The following is a 19,564-nucleotide window of genomic DNA, read 5'->3' on the forward strand; positions in this document are numbered from 1 at the left end:
GGGCGCTGTGTCAAGTGTCCTGAATGCGCAAGAGGCGCGCGGAGGAGGTCGGCAGAGCGTGAGTGAGGACGGCGGAACAACGCTGAAGATCAAGGCGCAGGTCATCGCCGATGGCGTGATCGCCATCGGTCCGGGCAAGGCGCAGTTGCTCGCGGAGATCGCGCGGACGGGGTCGATCGCGGCGGCAGGCCGCGCGGTGGGCACGAGCTATCGCCGCACCCGCGACATGGTCGATATTCTCAACACGGGATGGGGCGCCCCGCTAATCGAAACCGCCAAGGGCGGCGCCAGCGGGGGCGGATCGCGCCTCACCGATCACGGCCGGGCGGTCCTGGAAGCCTATCGGCAGCTCGAAACCGCAGTGCAGGCGGCCGGAACGGCCCATGCCAGTCACCTGATCGCTCTTATGAACGGCGTCGATCCCGACGGCGCTCAATCGATCCTATAAACCGAAAGCCGAACCGTCGGGCCGACCTTGCCGCCCGTGGCGACAAACAGGGCGCGGTTTACCCAGTCGTACCCCGCATGGCCAGTTTCCAGTCGAATGAAAGAGCGCATGTAATAGTCGGACGGCGGCACCTGTTCGCCGGACGCGATGCGGGCCGCGACCTCGGGCGAGGCATGGCGGATGCCGAGGCCCACGATCTCGATGACGGCGCCGTCGTGCGTTTCCATAGCGTAGCGGGCATCGAGCTGCGCCACGCCGCCGGGTTGCACGGTTTGCCAGTCTGCGCCGACGTTCAGCAGCGTGCCATTGAGCAACGGCCCTGTCACCGTGCCGCCGACCACCGGGATGATCCGCCGTGTGCCAGCCGGTGTAATGCCCATCTCATGCGGAGGATCGAGCCGGATCTCGAAATCGCAGACGTGCGAGAGGCCGGGCGCGGGCAGCGTCATGCCGCGACCTTTGCGACCAGCGCGCCCGGCTCGATGGTGGGCGGCGCGGCGTTGAGCGTATCGCGTGCGAAGCCGGCCGCCTGCTGATAGGCCAGCATGAAGGCAGAGCGCTCGGCAGCGGGCAGCACATCCTCAATGTCCTCGAACGCACCGCCGCAGCGCTCCTCGACCAGTTCCAGCAGCCCGAAGGGGCCGGAGCCGCGATTGCGCATGGCGACCTGCCCGATGGGACCGCAGAGCTTCTCGTCAAAGGCGCGCAGCGCGGCCGGTGTCACGCCATGCGCCAGCAATTCACGGCCGATCACCCGCGCATCGACGATAGCCTGCGATGCGCCGTTCGAACCGGTCGGATACATGGGATGCGCGGCATCGCCCATCAGCGCGACCGGACCATCGACCCAGGTCGGCAGCGGATCGCGGTCGATCATCGGGTTCTCATAGGCGACATCCGACTTGGCCAGCAGCTCCGGCAGATTCAGCCAGTCATAGACAAACCCGTCGAACTCATGCGCGAATTCGGCGAGTTCGACCGGGCGGAACCAACCGGATTTGCGCCAGTCATGATCGGTATCGTAGGTCTTCTCGGCGATCCAGTTGATATCGGCCAGCCCCTCCTCGTCGGGATGCGAGATCGGGTAGATCACCACGCGGTGCCGGCTGGTGCCTAGGCCCACGAAGGACGATCCGGTGCGGATCGGCACGCCGCGCGCGGTGCCGCGCCACATGATCGTGCCGCCCCAGTGGATCGGCGGCTGATCCGGGTGCATCTGCGCGCGGACGCTGGAATGGATGCCATCGGCTCCGAACAGCAGGGTGCCATCGACCTCGACCTTGCCGCCGCCGGCGAGATCGACCAGCGCGGTGACGCCACCCTCCGCCCGCTTGCGATAGCCGGTCACCTTATGGCCGAGCTTCAGAGCCTCCGGGCCGAGCCGCTCGACCACCTTGCGGCAGAGCATCAGGTGGAAGGCACCCCGGTGGACAGCATATTGATGCCAGTCATAGCCGGCGACCTTGCCGCGCGGCTCGGAATAAATCTCGCGGCCATTCAGCCCGACCAGCGCCCATTCCCGCGCGGGAATGCCGACCTCGTCCAGATCCGCCTCGCTTATGCCGAGATCTTCCAGTTCGCGAATGGCATTGGGCTGGATGTTGATGCCCACACCGAGCGGCTTCAATTCGCGCACGCTCTCGAACACCGTGCAGGGCACGCCGATCTGATGAAGCGTGAGGGCCAGGACGAGGCCGCCAATGCCGCCACCGGCGATCAAGACATGGTCGTGCGTCATCGAGAATATTGCCCTTTCCGTGCGGGCCTAACCCAGCCGACCCGCGCCGGCGCCTCATCTGCCCGAGGGAGCGCTGTACCGTCGTGGGGGCGCAGTGGCAATGTGGTGGGATCAATCGTATGCCGGCTGCTGCGGGGTGGCGGCGGTCAGAAGTAGGACGATGGTCGGGCGGCTGAGCCCTGGGCTCCTGCCTTCTCACGAGCACTGGCTTTGACTTGTCGCGCACCCCTGCCGTGTTCCTGCGGAGGCAGGAACCCAGGGCGCAAGGGCACTGCGGCTGGGCCCTAGGCTCCTGCCTGCGCAGGAGCACTGAAGGAAGCAGGACCGGCGCGACGTTCCGCAGCACCAAGCGCGCCTTTCGTGTCGAGCGAAGTCGAGGCACTCAGGACCTGTGCTTGCCGTGTCTCGACTTCGCTCGACACGAACGGGAATGAAAGAATGGACAAACAGCGCGCCCAAAACGAAGGAAGCCCGCCCCTTCCCTTCAGAAGGCGCGAGCTCCCTGGCGCTATGATCGCACCCCGATCAGATCGGGAAATGGCCCGGCTGGGTTTCCACCGTTACCCAGCGCAGCTCGGTGAAGCTGTCGATGCCGGCCTTGCCGCCGAAGCGGCCATAGCCCGAACCCTTGACGCCGCCGAAGGGCATCTGGGCTTCGTCATGCACGGTCGGGCCGTTGACATGGCAAATGCCGGACTGAATGCGCCGCGCGATGCCGAGGCCCTTGGCGATATCCTTGGTGAACACCGACGCCGAGAGGCCATACTCGGTGTCGTTGGCCAGTTCGACCGCATGCTCGGTGTCGCGGGCGCGAATGATGCCGACGACCGGCCCGAAGCTCTCATCGCGGAACAGCTTCATGTCCTGCGTCACCTTGTCGATGACATGGGCGGGCATCAGCACATTGTGCGTCGTCTCGCCGCCGGTGAGCTGCGTCGCACCCTTGGCCAGCGCGTCCTCGATCAGGCTCTGGCAGTGCGCCACGGTCTTGGCGTCCACCACCGCGCCGAGCGGGGTGTTGCCCTGACGGGGATCACCCACGGGCATGGAGGCGACCTTCTCCTTGAACTTGGCGGCGAAGGCATCAGCGACAGCATCGACCACGATGATCCGCTCGGTCGACATGCAGATCTGGCCCTGATTCATGAACGCGCCGAAGGCCGCGGCCTTCACCGCTTCATCGAGATCGGCGTCTTCCAGAATGACCAGCGGTGCCTTGCCGCCCAGCTCGAGCAGAACGGGCTTCAAGTGCTCGGCAGCGCGCTTGGCGATGATCTTGCCGACGGCGGTCGAGCCGGTGAAGTTGATGCGGCGGACCTGCGGCGCATCGATGAGCGCACCGACGACATCGGCCGCGTCTTCTGGCGCGTTGGTGACGACGTTCACCACACCCTCGGGGAAGCCGGCCTCGGCAAACGCCTCGATGATCAGCGCATGGGTGCGCGGGCAGGATTCGGACGCCTTGAGGATGACGCTGTTGCCGCAGGCGAGCGGCACCGCGATGGCGCGCACGCCGAGAATGATCGGCGCGTTCCACGGCGCGATGCCGAGGATGACGCCAACCGGCTCACGCAGCGCCATGGAGAGGCAGCCGGGCTTGTCCGAGGGGATGACCTCACCATTGATCTGGGTGGTGAGCGCGGCCGCTTCACGGATCATGCTGGCAGCGAGGCCGAGGTTGAACATCGCCCAACCCGCCGTCGCACCGATCTCGCCCATCATCGCTTCGACGAAGGCATCCTTCTTGGATTCCAGCGCGGCGGCGGCTTTCATCAGCACAGCGCGTCGCGCATTCGGCCCCATGACCGACCAGCTCTGGAACCCTTCCGCAGCCTTGGCGGCGATCGGCGCGATATCGGCGGCCTTCATCGCGGTCGCCGAGGATGCGACCTCGCCCGTCATCGGATTGTTGCGGCTAAACTCCATGGCGTTCCTCCAGTTCTCTCTCTCAAGACCAGTGTCGCGCACTCGCATGAGGCCGGATGGCAATGATCAGACCAAATGCGTGCGGCGGCGCGGCTCCCCTCTGCCTTGCGGAACCGCCGGATGCAATTGTCTTGCGCGCCCCACGCTCGACTTGCGCCAAGAAATGAAGGAACAGGGGTCGATCCTCGCGCGTTGTGGCGCATAACTGGGAACAGACGGCGGGTTCGAGACGTGCAGGCATCCGAAGACCTCAGGGCAGCATCGTTGGAGAGCTATCGGCAGTTGGTCGAAAGCATCACCGATTATGCCATGTGCATGCTGGATCGCACGGGCCATATCACGAACTGGAACGCAGGCGCGCAAAAGCTCAAGGGCTTCCGGCCGGAAGACATTATCGGCGTGCATTTTTCGCGCTTCTACACAGCCGAAGACGTGGAAAAGGGCATGCCCGAGCGCGCGCTGGAGATCGCCGCGACACAGGGCAAGCACGAATCCGAGGGCTGGCGACTGCGCAAGGATGGCTCGCGCTTCTGGGCGCATGTCGTCATCGATCCGGTTCGGGACGCACACGGCGCGCTGATCGGTTATGCCGGGATCACTCGTGACCTCACCGAACGCAAACTCGCAGAGCAGGCGCTGCGTAAAAGCGAAGAACAGTTCGCCCTGCTCGTCCAGTCCGTCACCGATTACGCCATCTACATGCTGGACCCTGAGGGCATGGTTTCCAGCTGGAATGCCGGTGCGGAGCGGATCAAGGGCTATCGCAAGGACGAGGTGCTCGGGCAGCATTTCTCGCAATTCTATCAAGAAGAAGATCGCACAGCCGGCGAGCCGCAACGTGCCCTGGAGACCGCGCGTTCGGAAGGTCGGTTCACGGCGGAGGGCTGGCGCGTCCGCAAGGGCGGCGAGCGCTTCCGCGCGAGCGTCGTCATCGAGGCGCTGCGCGATGAGACCGGCGCGCTGGTGGGCTTCGCCAAGATCACCCGCGACGTTACGGAGCGGGAGGCAGCCCAGCGCGCGCTGGACGAAGCGCGCGAGGCGCTAGGCCAGGCTCAGAAGATGGAAGCGCTCGGCCAGCTCACCGGCGGCGTGGCGCATGACTTCAACAATTTGCTGATGGCGATCAACAGCAGCCTCATCCTGCTGCGCCGACGGATCCCGGAACAGGCCGAGACGCAACGCCTGCTCGACAATGCCATGCAGGCCGTCGATCGGGGCGCGACGCTGACCCAGCGCATGCTCGCCTTCGCGCGGCGGCAGGAGCTGTCCATCGGTCGCGTGCATATTCCCGAATTGCTGCGCGGCATGACCGAACTCGTCCAGCGCACCATCGGGCCGGAATGGCCCGTCAGCATGATCATTCCACTCGGACTGCAGGCGGTGAAAGCCGACGCCAATCAACTCGAAATGGCGATCCTCAACCTGGCCGTGAATGCGCGCGATGCCATGCCGGATGGCGGCGCGATCATCATCAAGGCAAACCGCCAGACCGTGCGGAGCAATGAGATCGCCGATCTGGAAGCGGGGCATTATGTGGTTCTGACTGTGGTGGACAGCGGCATCGGCATGGATGCCGAGACGCTCAGGCGCGCGACCGAACCCTTTTTCACGACGAAGGGCGTTGGCAAGGGCACGGGCCTTGGCCTCCCCATGATCCATGGCTTTGCGCGCCAGATCGGCGGCGCGTTCACGCTCACCAGCGCGCCGGGCAAGGGAACATCTGCGCAATTGTGGCTGCCGCAGGCCGCCGAGCAGTCACAGGCAACCACGCCCGCTGCGAAGGAACCGCCGCTGCCGCCGCAAGCCAAATGTCGTGTCCTAGCGGTGGATGACGATGCACTGGTGTTGATGAACACGGTCGCGCTGCTGGAGGATCTGGGGCACGAGGTCGTCAGCGCAGTCAACGGCGCTCATGCCCTTTCAAAATTCAAGGATGGCGGCTTCGACTTGGTCATCACCGATCAGGCCATGCCCGGCATGACCGGGACGGACCTCGCCGCGGCCATCACCGCCGTGCAGAGCGACATGCCGATCATCATCGCAAGCGGATATGGCGAGGGGCTGGTTTTGCCCGAAGGACAGATCCATCGCCTGAGCAAACCGTTTGGCGAGCACCAGCTCGCCAAGGCCATCTATCAGGCGTGTTGCAGGGAGGATCGCCCTACCCCTGCGGTTTAAACGGACTTGCGCCCCATTTGCCGGGTCCGCCCGCTCAGGCGGATCGCCCGGCGCAGCAAGGATGCAAAGGTGCGCAAGACCGGCAAGCGGTCATAAAAGCGAACATCGTGGATGTCCGTGCGCGAGAGGCGTTGGTGCCCAAGGTCAGGATTGGCGACATAGCTGCGCAGTTCCGGATGGCGGTTGCGCAGGACAGACAGCGCCCCATCATAATGCATCGGCTCGCCATCCGGATGCCGCCCGCCTGCGGGGCGCTTCAGCATCGCGGCTAAATAGTGCGCGGCAAAGCCGATCGTATCGCCGCGCACGGCGTAGAAATGGCAGCCGGCAAGCCCTTTGCCGGGTGGGATCAGCTCAAGCGGGCGCTCGGTCGCTTCATATTGCCCCGGCAGAAGGCTGCCGAAAAAGATGTCCCATTCCAGCTCGCCCAGCTTGGCCAGAGCGGCCGGCAGAACCGTATCTATCCGGTCATGGAAATCGAAGTCATCCTCCAGCACCAGGACGGATCGATGCCCCGCCTCCGCCGCCTCCCGCAGCACGCTCATATGGCTATCGAAGCACCCTCGCGTTCCCGGCGTCGGAAACCCTGCGGCATCCGAAAAGCGCTTCGCCGTGAAGAACGCGATTTTCGGATGATCGAGGTCTAGCCCCAGACGCTTGAACTGCGCGGCCATCTCGCGGCGCCGGTCGGCCCGGTGAGGAAGATTGATGATCCGGATGGCATCGAACGCATCGAGCAGAGCACGACCGGCGGGGGTTGGGCTTACCATCGGCTGCGGTCCTTCTCGACTGGATAATGGATGATCAGCCGCGACTCGCTCCGGCCCTCAACGGGCCTATAGACTGGGCTTCTCCCTTTAAGGAATTGCAAAGCCGAGCCAGCGCTTCAGATCACCTTGCCCGGGTTGAGAATATTGTTCGGGTCCATCGCGCGCTTGAGCGTGCGCATCAGCGCCAGTTCCTCTGGTGTACGGCAGTGGTGGAGAAATTCGCGCTTGATGCTGCCGATGCCATGCTCGGCGGTGATCGAGCCGCCCCATTCGCCGACCGCCTTGTAAACCAGCGCCTCCATCTCATGCTCGGGCATCGGGTCGCGCGGGACGCGCGCAGAGAGGTGGAGGTTGGAATCAGCGAGGTGGCCGAAGAAGACCGTCACGCAATCCGGCCACCGCTCCAGCAGCAAGTCGCGTACATAAGGGATGAAATCGCCGATCTTGCGCGTCGGCAGGCTCACATCGAAGGCCACTTGCGGCCAATGCACGCCCTTGTGCCACTCACCGGGGCAATCGCGCACCGCCCAGATCTCCTGCCGCTGCTTGTCCGACTGGGCGATGACGGCATCCTTGACCAGGCCAGATTCGATCATGCCGCCCAGCACTTCCTCAAACCGCTCGGGATCGCGTTCCGGGTCGGTCCCAAGGACTTCGACTAGCGCATAGACGCTGTAACCGTGCGGTAAGGGCGGCTGGCGACCCAGCGCCGTCGTGCCGATCTGGTAGAAGTCCGGCCACATCACCTCAAAGGCGGACAAGGTGCTCGCGAATGCCGAATTGCATTGTTTGAGCAACTCCAGCGTGGCCGCATAATCCTCGACCGCCACCACGGCGGTGCAGGCGCTGCGTGGCTTGGGGAACATCCGCAGCACCAGCCGGGTGATAACACCGAGCGTGCCCTCGCTGCCGATGAAGAGATGCTTGAGATCGTAACCGGCGTTGTTCTTGATCATTACATTGAGCGACGAGATGATCGTGCCATCCGGCAGCACCGCTTCAACGCCCAGAATGAGATCGCGCATCATGCCATAGCGCAGCACGCGGTTGCCGCCAGCATTGGTGGCCGCATTGCCGCCGACCTGCGCCGTTCCGCGTCCGCCAAGATCGAGCGGGAACAGGAAGCCGGCCTCGTCGGCGGCGCGTTGAACGGTCTCCAGCACCGTTCCGGCCAACACGGTCATCGTGCGGCCAGCCTCGTCCAATTCCTCGATGCCGCGCATTCGTTCGAGCGACAGCAACAAGCAGGGTCGATCCGCGAGGCCGCCGGCGCACAGGCTGGTCAAGCCGCCCTGTGGCACGACCGGCCAGTGCTCCTCATTGCAGATCGCCATGATCTGCGAGACCTGCTCGGTCGTGCGCGGATAGGCGATGCCGGGGAGCGGAATGTCCGCCGGCATGACATTCGTGAAATCAGAGACATGGCGCGCGAAATCGCCGTCCGTCCCATCCTTCACGATATCAGCGCCCAAGGCTTGGCGGAGGCGCGCGATGACATGGGCACCACGCTGAGCTTCGTCTGCGAAGCTTTGTAAGCGCTCGTCCAGCGTTGCTTGGGTCATCCCGCCTCTCTCCTCTTGCCGCCACAGCATAACGCCCGGTGGCGCCCTGCATAGGCCAAGGGCGATAGAACGAATCATGAAATCTCCCGCCAGGGTCGCCTCTGTTTCACCCTGAGACGGCCAACGATTAGCGAAGCCAGTCAAAATTCTGTTAAGTATCTAAATTCATGTGATTTTTGGTGGAATTGCCGCGCAAGCGGCTCCTTAAGTGCAAAAAGGTAAACTTGGTTTACGTCTTGTTAACCATAGTTTATTGTCGTCGAGGTCGGGTGATCCGACCAAATACAGGAGTCGTCGATGGTAAACGAAGTGATCGTTGAAGAACTCAGCGAGCAGGAAGTCGATCTGGTTGCGGGCGGTGGTCCGAGCCACGAATCGAGCGGTGGCATTCGCGGCTGATTTGTCAGTCGCTTCTGGTCACCACGATCAGATTGATCCTATGGCCGGGGGGGCGCGCGCGAATAAGCGATCGTCCGCCCGGTTTTTATTTGCCATGACCTGACACGGCATTTTTTCATCGCCTCGGGACAGCAGAGCATCCTAGAAAGCCGCTCAGGGGGACCGGATGCCACTCTTCAGGCGACAAGCACTCGATCATCACAACCGACTGCACGGGGACATTTTCCTCGTCCCTCCACTGCGTTGGCAGGCCATCGGCTGGCTGTTGCTTGGTCTGGTCTGTGCCGGTGTAGCCTGTCTCGCGTTCGGCAGCTTCAGCCGGACCATCAAGGCCGAGGGAAGCCTGCACATGTCAGACACGCCGTCGCCCTCCCCTTCCCAACCCGCAGCGCGCCCCTCGCCGGAATGGACGGCCCGCGTCACCGTGCCGCTCGCCCAGATCAAGGATGTTCATCAAGGCCAACAAGCCCGGGTCTCGCTCGCTGGCGGCAGCGCTGCCGACGCAACGACGCTGAGCGGCACGATTGCGGCGATCGCGACGCGCATGGACCCCGGCGAAACAACGGTGCCGGTCGAGATCCATCTGACAGCGCCAGGCGCAGAGCCGGGCAACCTCAGGGTCAGGGCCATTGACGGACAGCCTGTCACCGCGACTATCCTCATCGAACGGGTCCGCCTGTGGCGCTGGCTGTTCGCGCCGGTCCTTCCCCGCAGCGAGTCCTAGATGAACGCGCTGATTGCCAAAATCATGGGCCGGCGGCGCATTCGCCCGATCCTGCAGACCGAGGCGGCGGAATGCGGTCTCGCCTCGCTGGCAATGGTCGCCAACTGGCACGGGCATGAGCTTGATCTCAATGCCCTGCGCCAGCGCTTTGGCGTGAGCGCGCGGGGCATGACGCTGCGTCAACTGATGCAGACTGCGGACGACATGCAGCTGCTGCCGCGCCCGCTAAAACTCGATCTGGCCGGCCTGCATCTTCTGCATCTGCCCGCCATCCTGCACTGGGATCTGAACCACTTTGTCGTGCTCGAACGCGTCGAGCCGGGCCGTGCCTATGTCGTCGACCCGGTGGGCATCGCGCGTTGGTACAAGTTCGACGAACTGGGACGCCATTTCAGCGGCGTCGCGCTGGAACTGCGCCCCTCGCAGGACTTCCAGTCCGTCCGGGCCAGGCGGCGCCTGCGCTTCCGCGATCTGTGGAGCGGCATGACGGGCGCACGCCGCACCTTTGCGCAGACGGTCATCCTCTCCATCGTCATGCAGATCTTCATTCTCGCCAGCCCCTTCTATCTGCGCACCGCCGTCGATGAGGTTCTGCCTGCGCAGGACGGCGGCCTGCTGCTCACGCTGGCGCTGGGATTTGGCGCGCTCGCGCTCATTGGTGCCGGCGCGGCGCTGCTGCGTAAATATGTGCTGCTGTCGTCAGGCGCTCTGCTCTCTTTCGGCATCACTTCCAACATCGTCCGCCACCTCTTCCGCCTGCCCATCGCCTGGTTCGAGAAGCGCAAGGTGGGAGACATCCTCACCCGCGTGCAATCCGTACTGCCGATCCAGCGCTTCCTCATCGAAAGCGCGCCGCTCGCGTTGATCGATGGCACGCTCTCGGTCCTCACCCTAGTGATGATGTTCCTGATCGCGCCCGAACTGGCACCGATCACGCTGGTCGGGCTCGTCCTTTATTCCGGCGTTCGGCTGGCCTTGCTCGCACGCGAGAAACAGCGTGAGGCGGAATATGTGAAGGCCCTCGCCCGCGAACAGGGCACGCTCATCGAGACCTTGCGCGGCATGGTCACGCTGCGCCTCGCCGGCCGCGAAGCGATGCGCCACAGCTACTGGCAGAACCGACTGACCGAGGCGCTCGGCGCGCGCTACCAGCACGAGCGCGTCAAGGCCTGGCACGAGACCGCCAAGACGATGATCCCCGCTCTGGAACTGGTGATAGTGATTTTCGTCGCCATGCGCGCCAATATGGATGGTGCCATCACGCTCGGCACCCTGTTCGCCTATCTGGCCTTTCGCACGCAATTTGTGCAAGCTGGCCAATCGCTGCTGGATGAAGGCGTCAAGCTCCGCTTGCTCGAACTCCATCTCGATCAGCTCGCGGACATTGTGCAGAGCGAGGAGGATGCGGGCTTTGCCGAACCACTGAACCACGCCGACTTCTCCGGCCGGATAGAACTGCGCGATGTGCATTTTGCCTACGGCCCGCACGATCCGCCTGTGCTGCGGGGCGTCGATCTCGTCATCAAGCCGGGCGATCATGTCGCGATCACCGGCGCTTCCGGCAGCGGCAAGACGACCCTCGCCAAGATCATCCTTGGCCTGATCGATCCGACCAAGGGGCAGGTGCTGATCGACGGCCAGCCACTGCCGCAGTTCGGCCGCCGCGCCTTTCGCCAGTATGTCGCTGCGGTGCTGCAGGACGACGTCCTCTATGCTGGGTCCATCGCCGATAATGTCGCGGCATTTGGGGAGATCGACCCTGATCGCCTGCGGGATTGCCTCAAAGCCGCTGCCATTCTGGAGGACATTGAGGCGATGCCGATGCGGACCGAGACGCTGGTCGGGGATATGGGCTCAACCCTGTCCGGCGGACAGAAACAGCGCATCCTCCTTGCCCGCGCGCTCTATCGTGAGCCGGCACTGCTACTGCTGGATGAAGGCACCGCCCATCTCGACCTGGAGCATGAGGCCATGGTTAATCGCGCCGTCGCTGCATTGGGCATCACCCGGCTCATTATCGCGCATCGGCCGGAGACGATTGCCGCCGCCGACAGGGTGATCAGGGTGGAGAACGGGGTGGTCACGAGCGATAGTCAGCCGCGGTCGACGACAAGCTAGAGCAAGCAGAACGCCGGTTTCACACCGCAGACGGTACACCAGCGCGTCGCGACGAACAGTCGGCCCAAGCTCTCGAAGACCGCCGCCGCACCTCCCTGCCTGTCCCCTCGCACAAGCCTTTCCATCTCTTGTGAACAACTTGTTCATAGTTTCCTGACATTGACGTCCACTGGCGACTGAACCGCCCGAGTGTGGACCCATGTTGCGATTGCGCCTCCTTGCGAGACTGACCCGGTCGGCTCGCAGCCTCATCCTCGCCGCGGCGTGCCTCATCGGCATGATCGTGATGATGAGTGGCGCCGGCACGTCGCTGGACAATTTGACGCGCACCGAGCGCTACCAGCACTTTCCCAAGCAGCCGAGCGGCGAGCTGGTTATCGTTAAGATCGACACGCCCAGCATCAAGGCGCTGGGCACGTGGCCCTGGCCGCGCGGGCGCCATGGCGAGCTGATCGATGCCCTGAATCGCGCAGGCGCCGAGCGCATCGTCTCCAATATTATTTTCGACCAACCTGCAGCGGACCCTGCGCAGGACGACCGGCTCATCAAGGCACTCGCGGCCTCGAAGGCCGATGTCTATCTGGCCGCACTGCTGGAAAATCGCTCCAATGGGCGGGCAACCTACGAGGCGCTGCCGACGGAGGCGTTGCTGCCCTATGTCACGCCCGTCAACGTGTGGCTGCATAGCGATCCCGACCAATATTATCGGCGACTGGTGCTCAATGCTCCGGTCCTGGGTACGGAATTGCGCGATATTTCCCAGGCGCTTGCCGGCACCAACTATCCGGGGGAAGGCTCCTTCCCCATCGATTGGTCCTATTGGTGGAACCAGATCGACCATATTTCCTATTCGGACGTGCTGGCCGGCAAATTCCCCAAGGACTTTTTCAAGGGCAAGAAGGTCCTGGTCGGCATCGATGCCTTCGGCTTCGGCGACCAGTTCAACGTCCCCTATCACGAGAAGCTCTCCAGCCTTTATGTCTTTGCCGCCGCAGCGGAAACGCTGATCGCCGGACTGCCGGTCGAGGTGGGGCCGTGGCCGGCCATGCTACTCGCGCTGGCGCTGATCGGCCTCTCCTTCCTGCTCAAGCCCCGCTTTCGTTATCCGCTCTATCTGGCCGGAACCATAGGGCTGGTGCCCGCGCAGATTTACACGGAACATCTGACCCTCTGGCGGCCGGATGTCGGCCCGGCGATCCTTACGCTGGTCGCGGCGCTGGTCGCACAGTCGCTCCTCAGTGTCGCGCAGGCCTTGCTGGATCGCAGCACCAAGTCGGCTGAAGCGGGGCTCCCAAATCTGGCCGCCATGGTTCTCAACGAGGGCGAAGAAGGCGTGACGATCGTTGTCAGCCTGCGCAATTATGTGGAAACGACGGCGCTGCTTGGCCTCGCGGCGCAGGGCACGCTGCTCGCCAAGATTCGCGACCGCCTCATCCTCGCCGCAGGCCACGAGCGGATCTACCAGATCGACAATCACAGCTTTGCCTGGCGGAGCCGGGAGGATGTGCCTCAGGTGGTCGACAGTCTTGAGGGTCTGGAAGCGCTGTTCGCGCCGGGGGTTCAGGTCGAACAGCTCACGGTCGACATCACTTTGCACGCAGGCTTTTGCGACAAGCCGGACATGAGCGTGTCCGAAGCCATTCCCAAGGCAGTCCTCGCGGCGACCAACGCCACCAATCGCGGCATCTTGTGGGAGCGCTACGAGACCGAGGAGGACGAGCTGTTCTGGAAGCTCTCCATTCTCAACGAGTTCGAGCAGGCGCTGCGCCGGGGTGATGTGTGGGTGGCCTACCAACCCAAGCTGGACCTGCACGGCAATCGCATCACCAGCGCCGAAGCGCTGATCCGCTGGATTCACCCCGAGCGGGGCTTTATCCGGCCGGACCGGTTCGTCCGCGCCATCGAAGATGCGGGGCGCATTGAGCGGCTGACGCTCTATGTGCTCGAACGCGCCATTGCCGACTTCGCGCCGCTCAATCTCTCGGTCGCGGTCAATCTCTCGATGCGCATGGTCGGCAAGAACAAGCTGGAGGCGCCGCTCCGCCTGCTGCTCGACACTTACGGAATGCCTGCCGAAAATCTTACGTTGGAGATCACAGAATCGGCCAGCATGGCGGACGAACAGGGCATCGCCGAACTGGAGTCGCTCCGGGCGATGGGCGTGCACATCTCCATCGATGATTATGGCACCGGCCAATCGACGCTATCCTATCTCAAGCGCTTGCCGGCGTCCGAACTCAAGATTGACCAGAGCTTCGTGCGGCAAATCCTCACCAGCCGCAGCGATGCGGTGCTGATCAATTCCACCATCAAGCTGGCCCATGAGCTCGACATGCAGGTGGTTGCCGAGGGCGTGGAGGACGAGAATGTCTTGCAGGCACTGGCCGCCATGGAATGCGACATCATCCAGGGCTATCATATCGGTCGCCCGGTCGCGCTTCCCGACTTTCTTGCCAATCTCCAAGCGGCGAACCGCAAGGCTGCGAGCCGAGCTCGCAAGAGCGCCCTTTCCGCAGCATAACAGGCAACGAAAAAGGCGCCGGATCGAAGACCCGGCGCCTTTTTCTTTGGCATTTATGTCGGGCTATTTACCGCACCGAACCGCGACGAACCAGATTGACGATCGCAAGCAGCACGATGGCGCCAAGCAGCGAAATGACAATGGAGGTCAGATTGATCGCGCCCGACGTGATCGGGGCGGCGCCGAGGATCGGGGACAGCAGGAAGCCGGCGAGAACCGCACCGACAATACCCACCACGATATTCAGCAAAATGCCTTGCTGGGCATCGGTGCGCATGATCAGACTGGCAAGCCAACCAACAATGCCACCGACAATAAGAAGAATGATAAGGCCCATATTCCGTCTCCCTCAGTGATGTTGAAGGCAAAACAATTGTCTGAGGAATTCGTTCCGTTCTTGCTGAACGGATAGTTGACAAATGCCGTCATCTTGAATGGAGTGCAGGGTGCGACATGGGCCCATCTTGCGGCCGTAACTTTACACAAGTTACAGGCCCAATTGCGCCTCGATCACGCGCCGCAAGTCTTCGAGGCGATAGGGCTTCTTGAGAATAGCCACCGCGTTCTGACGTTCCGCCCCGTACATCGCGTCACCCGCGCCGGTTGCGAAGGCGAACGGGACGCCCTTGTCCGCGAGACGGGCCGCGACGGGAAGGCTGTCTTCCTCATCCCCAAGCTTGAGATCGAGCAGCCCGAAATCGAACGCGACCTCGTTCACGAATGCCAGCGCCTCGGCGAGGTTGGCGGCCACCCGCACATCCGTGATGCCCAGGTCTTCGAGCAGGGCTTCGGTATTCATCGCGATGATCGGATTATCTTCGACCAGAAGAACGGCGTGGGGGCGTGGCGACAAGGGCGAGCCTGTTAGCAAGGATTGACGGGATGACTATGCGCACCCGCCCGAGGCGATCCACAGCGTTGCGATGGACCGAACCAAGTGCGGGTCTTTACGCTTGTTTCGAGATTAAAGGCTGGCGACCTTGTCGAGATCCGCCAGCATTTCCGTGTGAGAGACGGCGCGGCTCTTCGAGCGCCCGCTCTTCTCACCCTCGTCGCCGAGCATATCTTCCAGGCTCCGGCGCGCGCGCGCGACGCGGCTTTTCATCGTGCCGACCGCACATTGGGCGATGTCCGCGGCTTCCTCATAGCTGAAGCCACCGGCCCCGACGAGCAGCAAAGCCTCGCGACGTTCGGGCGACAGGCGCATCATCGCGGCCCGCAGATCGCCCATGTGAAGGCCGTCTTCCTGCCCGGCGGGCTGGCTCAGCAGCTTTTCGGCAAGGTCGGGATCATAATCGCCGCGGAACCGGTTGCGTCGCGCTTCGCTCAGATAGACGTTGCGCAGAATGACGAACGTCCAGCTGCGCATGCTCGTGCCGGGCTGGAAGGAATCCCGCGCGGCCCAAGCCTTGAGCATCGTTTCCTGAACGAGGTCGTCGGCATAGTCCGGGCGACCGCACAGGCCTCTCGCGAAAGCGCGAAGGTGCGGAAGTACGCCGGTCATCTCCGTACGAAAATCATAATTTTTCGGGATGTTACTGGCTGTCACCGCTTTTATCCAGCTTCTTGAGGAGCGCCACGAAGTCGTCCGGCAATTGCTCGTCGACGACTTCATCGTACATCCGCCTCAAGCCTTCGGCCCAAACGGGTTTTGCGCGACCACTGCGCTGCACGGAGTTCTTTCCGGGCTTTTCAGGCGTGCTGGACATGCCCCTACTTGCCTCGCAGAATATAGAATTGTTGAGATGTGACTGCACAACCGTTCCCAAAACCTCTGAAATCCAATTCCCGCCCCCTCGTAAAGTGACTGATGTGCGTTCCGGAGCGCAGCTCACGCCGCGACAGCGCGCAACATCCAGACATTTTCCTCATGCTTTCCGATGCGAGCTGTCAACATGTCTGCACTAAAGACATCGTCGCCTCCTTCGGCGACCGCGACAGCCTCACGAAGACGCCGGGCGACCGCTTCGTTATCCTTGATCAGCGCATCAATCATCTCGGCGGAGGACTGGACCGTCTTGCTGCTCTCCACCACGCTGCGCTCGGCATAGTCGCCAAAGGCTGCAGGAGCGATGTGGCCAAGCGCCCGAATGCGCTCCGCCAGCGCGTCGATGGCCAGCGCCAGATCCTCATATTGGGCTTCGGTCAGCTTGTGCAGACCAAAGAAGCTCGGCCCGACGATGTTCCAATGTACACCCAGCGTCTTGAGATACAGCGAGAAACTGTCAGCCAGAGCATCGGCAAGCTTGTCGGCAATCGCATCGACATTCTGCCGATCGATCCCGGTGTTGAAGGCCGCATCTTTGGGCTTTGCATTCAGGGCGCTATTCGCCATCACTGATCTCCGCTGGGGGCGTACGAGTGGGGGAACGATCCCAAGGGGAAAGAGTTCCGATCTAACGGATCACGGCGCTTTGGCACCTCTTTGGTAATTTGGGTTCATGGTGAATTGGGATATTGGCAAACGTGCCAAGCGACGCTTCGATAGCTGGTTAAGAGAGTATCCCCGGGCGACGCCGATCGGGGTCTTCCTGTTTTCGCTCACGCTTGTTGGGGCCAGTGCCTGGTCCGTCGAAGTCGCGTCCGAGCGGACGCGGCGAGCGGCCGCCGTCATGCAGGCCGGGGAGATCGTGGCCGCTCTGCAGCGGCAGGCAGCCGCCAGTTCCGCCTATTTCCAGGCCACCAGCGCACTCTTTCTCAGCGCAGACGGGGTCAGCCCCGAGTTCTTTCGCGACTTCATCACCCGCCTCCGCCAGGATTATGATTTTACGGGTGTCGTGGCCATTGGCTGGGCGCGCCACACCACCGCCGCGGAATTGCCGGAATTGACCTCAAGAATGCGGGAAGCGGGATATGAGAACTTTGCCGTCAACCCGGCCCCCGCGCAATCCAAGCAGCCGATGTATATCATCACCATCGTCGAGCCCAATTCCTTGGCCAATCGCCGCGTTCTCGGCTTCGATATTCACAGCGACGCACGGCGCGCTGCTGCCATCGACCGGGCTCTGCGCACCCGCTCGATGGCCGCAACAGACCCGGTCAAGCTGAAGGTCGACGAGAATGCCGACCACAACACCGGCATCGTCGTTCTGCTCCCGGTCGCGCAGAATGATGAGGGCCCAGTCAATGGCTTCATCTATGGCGCCATCCGGGTCGAGGAATTCATTCGCGCCGCTGTGAAACCATCCCTGCTGGAAACCGGCCGGATCGAGATTTTCGATACCACACCGGATGGGCAGGAGCGCATCTTTGCCGCCGGCGATAGCGAGAGAGTGGAAAGGCCGCTGGAGCAGCGCTTTTCCCTGTTCGACCAGCAATGGTCCGTGCGCTTCTATCCGGCCGGTGAGCACTGGCTCTACCCCCTCACACTGGTCGTGCTGGTCGGCGGCGTCTCCTTTTCGATGCTGCTGCTCGCGTACATCCTGCTCGTGCAGCGCCGCAACGAGGATCTCGTCGCGCTCGTCAATGCGCAGGCCGAGCGCGAGGCGGAACGCGCCGCCTTCGTGCGCGAACTCAATCACCGGGTGAAGAACTCGCTCTCCAACGTCACGTCAATCATCGCCCTGACCCGTCGAAACGCGACCGACATTAACAGCTTTGCCGACAATCTGATGGAGCGAGTGCGCGCGTTAGCCGCCAGCCACTCTTTGCTGGATGGCGCGCAATGGGGGCCAACGGACCTCAAGGCGTTGATTGAGACGCAATTGGGATCGCATGGCCACGCCCGCGGCCGCATCGTGTCCGATGGCCCCAATGTGCTAATCTCGCCCAACGATGCGCTGTCCATCGGCTTGGCACTGCACGAGCTGCTCACCAACGCGACACGATATGGCGCCTTGTCCGCCGATCAGGGCGAAGTGCATCTGCACTGGTCGGTGGGAGACGAGAAGATCTCGGTATCGTGGGAAGAGCGCGGCGGTCCGCCGGTTGTGGAACCGGTCAAGCGCGGCTTTGGCCTGAACCTGATCGAACGGGCTTTGGCCCACGAGTTGGGAACACCGATCCGCATCGACTTTTTGTCGAGCGGCCTCATGTGCACGTTCGATATCCCCCTGCGCAAACCGAAATCATTCCAGTTGCGCAGGAAGGATGGCGCCGCTTAACGCAGCGGCGCCGTGGACCCGAAGAACGCGACCTGCCCGATCGTGGCGCGAACGAAGTCGTCGCTGAACGGCTTGGTGATCAGATAGGTCGGCTCGGGGCGTTCGCCGGTGAGCAAGCGCTCCGGGAAAGCGGTGATGAAGATCACCGGGACCGAGAACTTGCCCAGGATCTCGTTGACTGCATCGATCCCCGAACTGCCGTCCGCCAGCTGAATATCGGCCAGCACGAGATCCGGCCGGTGCTGATCGAACAGCGCGACCGCCTGCGCGTGCGTCGCAGCGGTGCCCACTGCGACATGGCCGATGGAGGTCACGATCTCCTCGATCTGGAACGCGATGAGTGGCTCATCCTCGATGATCAGCACATTGAGACGGCTGCTGGAATCGATATCCGCCAGCGCGCTGTCGATCATTTCGCGAACGTCGTCCTCGGGGCAGTCGAGAATCTCAGCGATCTCGCTTTCCGAAAAATCTTCCACGGCGTTCAGCAGCAGCGCCTGACGTGCCAGTGGCGTCACCAGTTCGAGGCGATTGCTGGCAGTCGTGCCTTCATCCGAGCCGAGGCCGCCGCTCATCGACAGCTCGGCGCCGGCTGAAGCGTAGATGCGCGAGAAGGCACTGAACAGCCCGGTCCGCGACGTGGAGATTTGCTCGCGAAGGCTGGAATCGGCCAACGCCGCCTCCAGAAGCTCCCGCACGAAACTGTCACCCAGCGACTGAGACCCCGTCAGAATTCGAGCATATCGCCGCAGATAAGGAAGTTGCCGCGCGATAAGGTCGGATAGAGCCATATGAACGTGTCTCCTGCATTTCAGCCAGCGCCCACAACCAAGAACACCGCATGACGCGGTGGAGCACCAAAAGTGCGCGGAATGTACGGTTTCGACAGGGTTCCCCACAAGAAATTTATTTTTGCAAACCTCGGGAACCAACGCGATTCAGGTGCATTTGAGGATCAGCATTGACATTAGTCTGCCCCCGATAATGTCAGCGTCACTTGACCGGTTTCCGCTCCTCCTCACCCCCCAAAGTGCGGAAACCGGTCAACCACCCCACATTATCTCTTCTCTTCTTTGC

17 protein-coding genes are annotated in these 19,564 nt (G+C 62.8%); 6 read left to right on the plus strand and 11 right to left on the minus strand.

Annotation, left to right across the window (positions count from 1 at the left end):
- The first annotated feature begins 58 nt into the window (after positions 1 to 58).
- Positions 59 to 448: a winged helix-turn-helix domain-containing protein gene (locus M2335_RS11605; protein WP_264594787.1), complete on the plus strand. Its 390-nt coding sequence runs from the start codon at positions 59 to 61 to the stop codon at positions 446 to 448.
- Here the strand turns inward: M2335_RS11605 and M2335_RS11610 are convergent.
- The 3 genes from M2335_RS11610 to M2335_RS11620 all read right to left on the minus strand — a co-directional run bounded on the left by M2335_RS11610 (position 433) and on the right by M2335_RS11620 (position 4,112).
- A complete protein-coding gene (locus M2335_RS11610; protein ID WP_264576122.1) occupies positions 433 to 897 on the minus strand; it encodes a DUF3237 domain-containing protein in 465 nt (154 codons plus the stop codon). The two genes, M2335_RS11605 and M2335_RS11610, sit on opposite strands and share 16 nt — an antisense overlap.
- Positions 894 to 2,186 carry a flavin-dependent oxidoreductase gene (locus M2335_RS11615; protein WP_264572456.1) on the minus strand — a complete coding sequence of 431 codons (1,293 nt, stop codon included), beginning with the start codon at positions 2,184 to 2,186 and terminating at the stop codon, positions 894 to 896. Before M2335_RS11615 ends, M2335_RS11610 begins: the two co-directional genes overlap by 4 nt.
- Before the next feature lie 525 nt (positions 2,187 to 2,711).
- The gene (locus tag M2335_RS11620) at positions 2,712 to 4,112 is read right to left on the minus strand and encodes an aldehyde dehydrogenase (protein WP_264594788.1); all 1,401 of its coding nucleotides are present in this window, start codon (positions 4,110 to 4,112) and stop codon (positions 2,712 to 2,714) included.
- 264 nt (positions 4,113 to 4,376) lie between these two features.
- Here M2335_RS11620 and M2335_RS11625 point away from each other — a divergent pair, with 264 nt between their 5' ends.
- A complete protein-coding gene (locus tag M2335_RS11625; RefSeq protein ID WP_264594789.1) occupies positions 4,377 to 6,290 on the plus strand; it encodes a PAS domain-containing sensor histidine kinase in 1,914 nt (637 codons plus the stop codon).
- On the opposite strand, the gene M2335_RS11630 is transcribed toward M2335_RS11625, so the two are convergent.
- The gene (locus M2335_RS11630) at positions 6,287 to 7,060 is read right to left on the minus strand and encodes a glycosyltransferase family 25 protein (RefSeq protein WP_264594790.1); all 774 of its coding nucleotides are present in this window, start codon (positions 7,058 to 7,060) and stop codon (positions 6,287 to 6,289) included. The genes M2335_RS11625 and M2335_RS11630 overlap by 4 nt on opposite strands.
- Positions 7,061 to 7,176: 116 nt before the next feature.
- Positions 7,177 to 8,622 (minus strand): FAD-binding oxidoreductase, encoded by a 1,446-nt coding sequence (locus M2335_RS11635; RefSeq protein WP_264594791.1) that lies wholly within the window; start codon positions 8,620 to 8,622, stop codon positions 7,177 to 7,179.
- Between the two features lie 565 nt (positions 8,623 to 9,187).
- On the opposite strand from M2335_RS11635, the gene M2335_RS11640 reads away from it, so the two are divergent.
- The 3 genes from M2335_RS11640 to M2335_RS11650 all read left to right on the plus strand — a co-directional run bounded on the left by M2335_RS11640 (position 9,188) and on the right by M2335_RS11650 (position 14,384).
- On the plus strand, positions 9,188 to 9,745 hold the full coding sequence (locus M2335_RS11640) for an HlyD family secretion protein (RefSeq protein ID WP_264574850.1): 558 nt from the start codon (positions 9,188 to 9,190) through the stop codon (positions 9,743 to 9,745).
- Positions 9,746 to 11,863, plus strand: a complete 2,118-nt coding sequence (locus M2335_RS11645) for a peptidase domain-containing ABC transporter (RefSeq protein ID WP_264594792.1) — start codon at positions 9,746 to 9,748, stop codon at positions 11,861 to 11,863.
- 199 nt (positions 11,864 to 12,062) lie between these two features.
- Entirely contained in the window at positions 12,063 to 14,384 is a 2,322-nt protein-coding gene (locus tag M2335_RS11650; protein ID WP_264574848.1) for an EAL domain-containing protein, read from the plus strand.
- A 67-nt stretch (positions 14,385 to 14,451) separates the two neighbouring features.
- Here the strand turns inward: M2335_RS11650 and M2335_RS11655 are convergent, their stop codons facing one another.
- The 5 genes from M2335_RS11655 to M2335_RS11675 form a co-directional block, all read right to left on the minus strand.
- A complete protein-coding gene (locus M2335_RS11655) occupies positions 14,452 to 14,721 on the minus strand; it encodes a GlsB/YeaQ/YmgE family stress response membrane protein (protein ID WP_264594793.1) in 270 nt (89 codons plus the stop codon).
- A gap of 150 nt (positions 14,722 to 14,871) precedes the next feature.
- Positions 14,872 to 15,237 (minus strand): response regulator, encoded by a 366-nt coding sequence (locus M2335_RS11660; protein WP_264594794.1) that lies wholly within the window; start codon positions 15,235 to 15,237, stop codon positions 14,872 to 14,874.
- A gap of 111 nt (positions 15,238 to 15,348) precedes the next feature.
- On the minus strand, positions 15,349 to 15,888 hold the full coding sequence (locus M2335_RS11665) for a sigma-70 family RNA polymerase sigma factor (protein WP_264588332.1): 540 nt from the start codon (positions 15,886 to 15,888) through the stop codon (positions 15,349 to 15,351).
- Between the two features lie 31 nt (positions 15,889 to 15,919).
- Positions 15,920 to 16,093 (minus strand): NepR family anti-sigma factor, encoded by a 174-nt coding sequence (locus M2335_RS11670; RefSeq protein WP_264569909.1) that lies wholly within the window; start codon positions 16,091 to 16,093, stop codon positions 15,920 to 15,922.
- Between the two features lie 122 nt (positions 16,094 to 16,215).
- Complete coding sequence (locus tag M2335_RS11675) at positions 16,216 to 16,719, minus strand: Dps family protein (protein WP_264594795.1); 504 nt, start codon at positions 16,717 to 16,719, stop codon at positions 16,216 to 16,218.
- A 106-nt stretch (positions 16,720 to 16,825) separates the two neighbouring features.
- Here M2335_RS11675 and M2335_RS11680 point away from each other — a divergent pair, with 106 nt between their 5' ends.
- Complete coding sequence (locus tag M2335_RS11680) at positions 16,826 to 18,487, plus strand: CHASE domain-containing protein (RefSeq protein WP_264569907.1); 1,662 nt, start codon at positions 16,826 to 16,828, stop codon at positions 18,485 to 18,487.
- On the opposite strand, the gene M2335_RS11685 is transcribed toward M2335_RS11680, so the two are convergent.
- Positions 18,484 to 19,278, minus strand: a complete 795-nt coding sequence (locus M2335_RS11685; RefSeq protein WP_264574992.1) for a response regulator — start codon at positions 19,276 to 19,278, stop codon at positions 18,484 to 18,486. The two genes, M2335_RS11680 and M2335_RS11685, sit on opposite strands and share 4 nt — an antisense overlap.
- Positions 19,279 to 19,564 lie beyond the last annotated feature (286 nt).

Origin of the sequence: Sphingobium sp. B12D2B, assembly GCF_025961775.1 — a bacterium.
Lineage (GTDB): Bacteria > Pseudomonadota > Alphaproteobacteria > Sphingomonadales > Sphingomonadaceae > Sphingobium.

Coding starts and splice junctions, on each gene's coding strand:
- M2335_RS11665 (WP_264588332.1), bottom strand. CDS start 15,888: ATGACCGGCGTACTTCCGCACCTTCGCGCTTTCGCGAGAGGCCTGTGC.
- M2335_RS11610 (WP_264576122.1), bottom strand. CDS start 897: ATGACGCTGCCCGCGCCCGGCCTCTCGCACGTCTGCGATTTCGAGATC.
- M2335_RS11615 (WP_264572456.1), bottom strand. CDS start 2,186: ATGACGCACGACCATGTCTTGATCGCCGGTGGCGGCATTGGCGGCCTC.
- M2335_RS11635 (WP_264594791.1), bottom strand. CDS start 8,622: ATGACCCAAGCAACGCTGGACGAGCGCTTACAAAGCTTCGCAGACGAA.
- M2335_RS11670 (WP_264569909.1), bottom strand. CDS start 16,093: ATGTCCAGCACGCCTGAAAAGCCCGGAAAGAACTCCGTGCAGCGCAGT.
- M2335_RS11680 (WP_264569907.1), top strand. CDS start 16,826: ATGGTGAATTGGGATATTGGCAAACGTGCCAAGCGACGCTTCGATAGC.
- M2335_RS11655 (WP_264594793.1), bottom strand. CDS start 14,721: ATGGGCCTTATCATTCTTCTTATTGTCGGTGGCATTGTTGGTTGGCTT.
- M2335_RS11630 (WP_264594790.1), bottom strand. CDS start 7,060: ATGGTAAGCCCAACCCCCGCCGGTCGTGCTCTGCTCGATGCGTTCGAT.
- M2335_RS11645 (WP_264594792.1), top strand. CDS start 9,746: ATGAACGCGCTGATTGCCAAAATCATGGGCCGGCGGCGCATTCGCCCG.
- M2335_RS11675 (WP_264594795.1), bottom strand. CDS start 16,719: ATGGCGAATAGCGCCCTGAATGCAAAGCCCAAAGATGCGGCCTTCAAC.
- M2335_RS11620 (WP_264594788.1), bottom strand. CDS start 4,112: ATGGAGTTTAGCCGCAACAATCCGATGACGGGCGAGGTCGCATCCTCG.
- M2335_RS11640 (WP_264574850.1), top strand. CDS start 9,188: ATGCCACTCTTCAGGCGACAAGCACTCGATCATCACAACCGACTGCAC.
- M2335_RS11650 (WP_264574848.1), top strand. CDS start 12,063: ATGTTGCGATTGCGCCTCCTTGCGAGACTGACCCGGTCGGCTCGCAGC.
- M2335_RS11685 (WP_264574992.1), bottom strand. CDS start 19,278: ATGGCTCTATCCGACCTTATCGCGCGGCAACTTCCTTATCTGCGGCGA.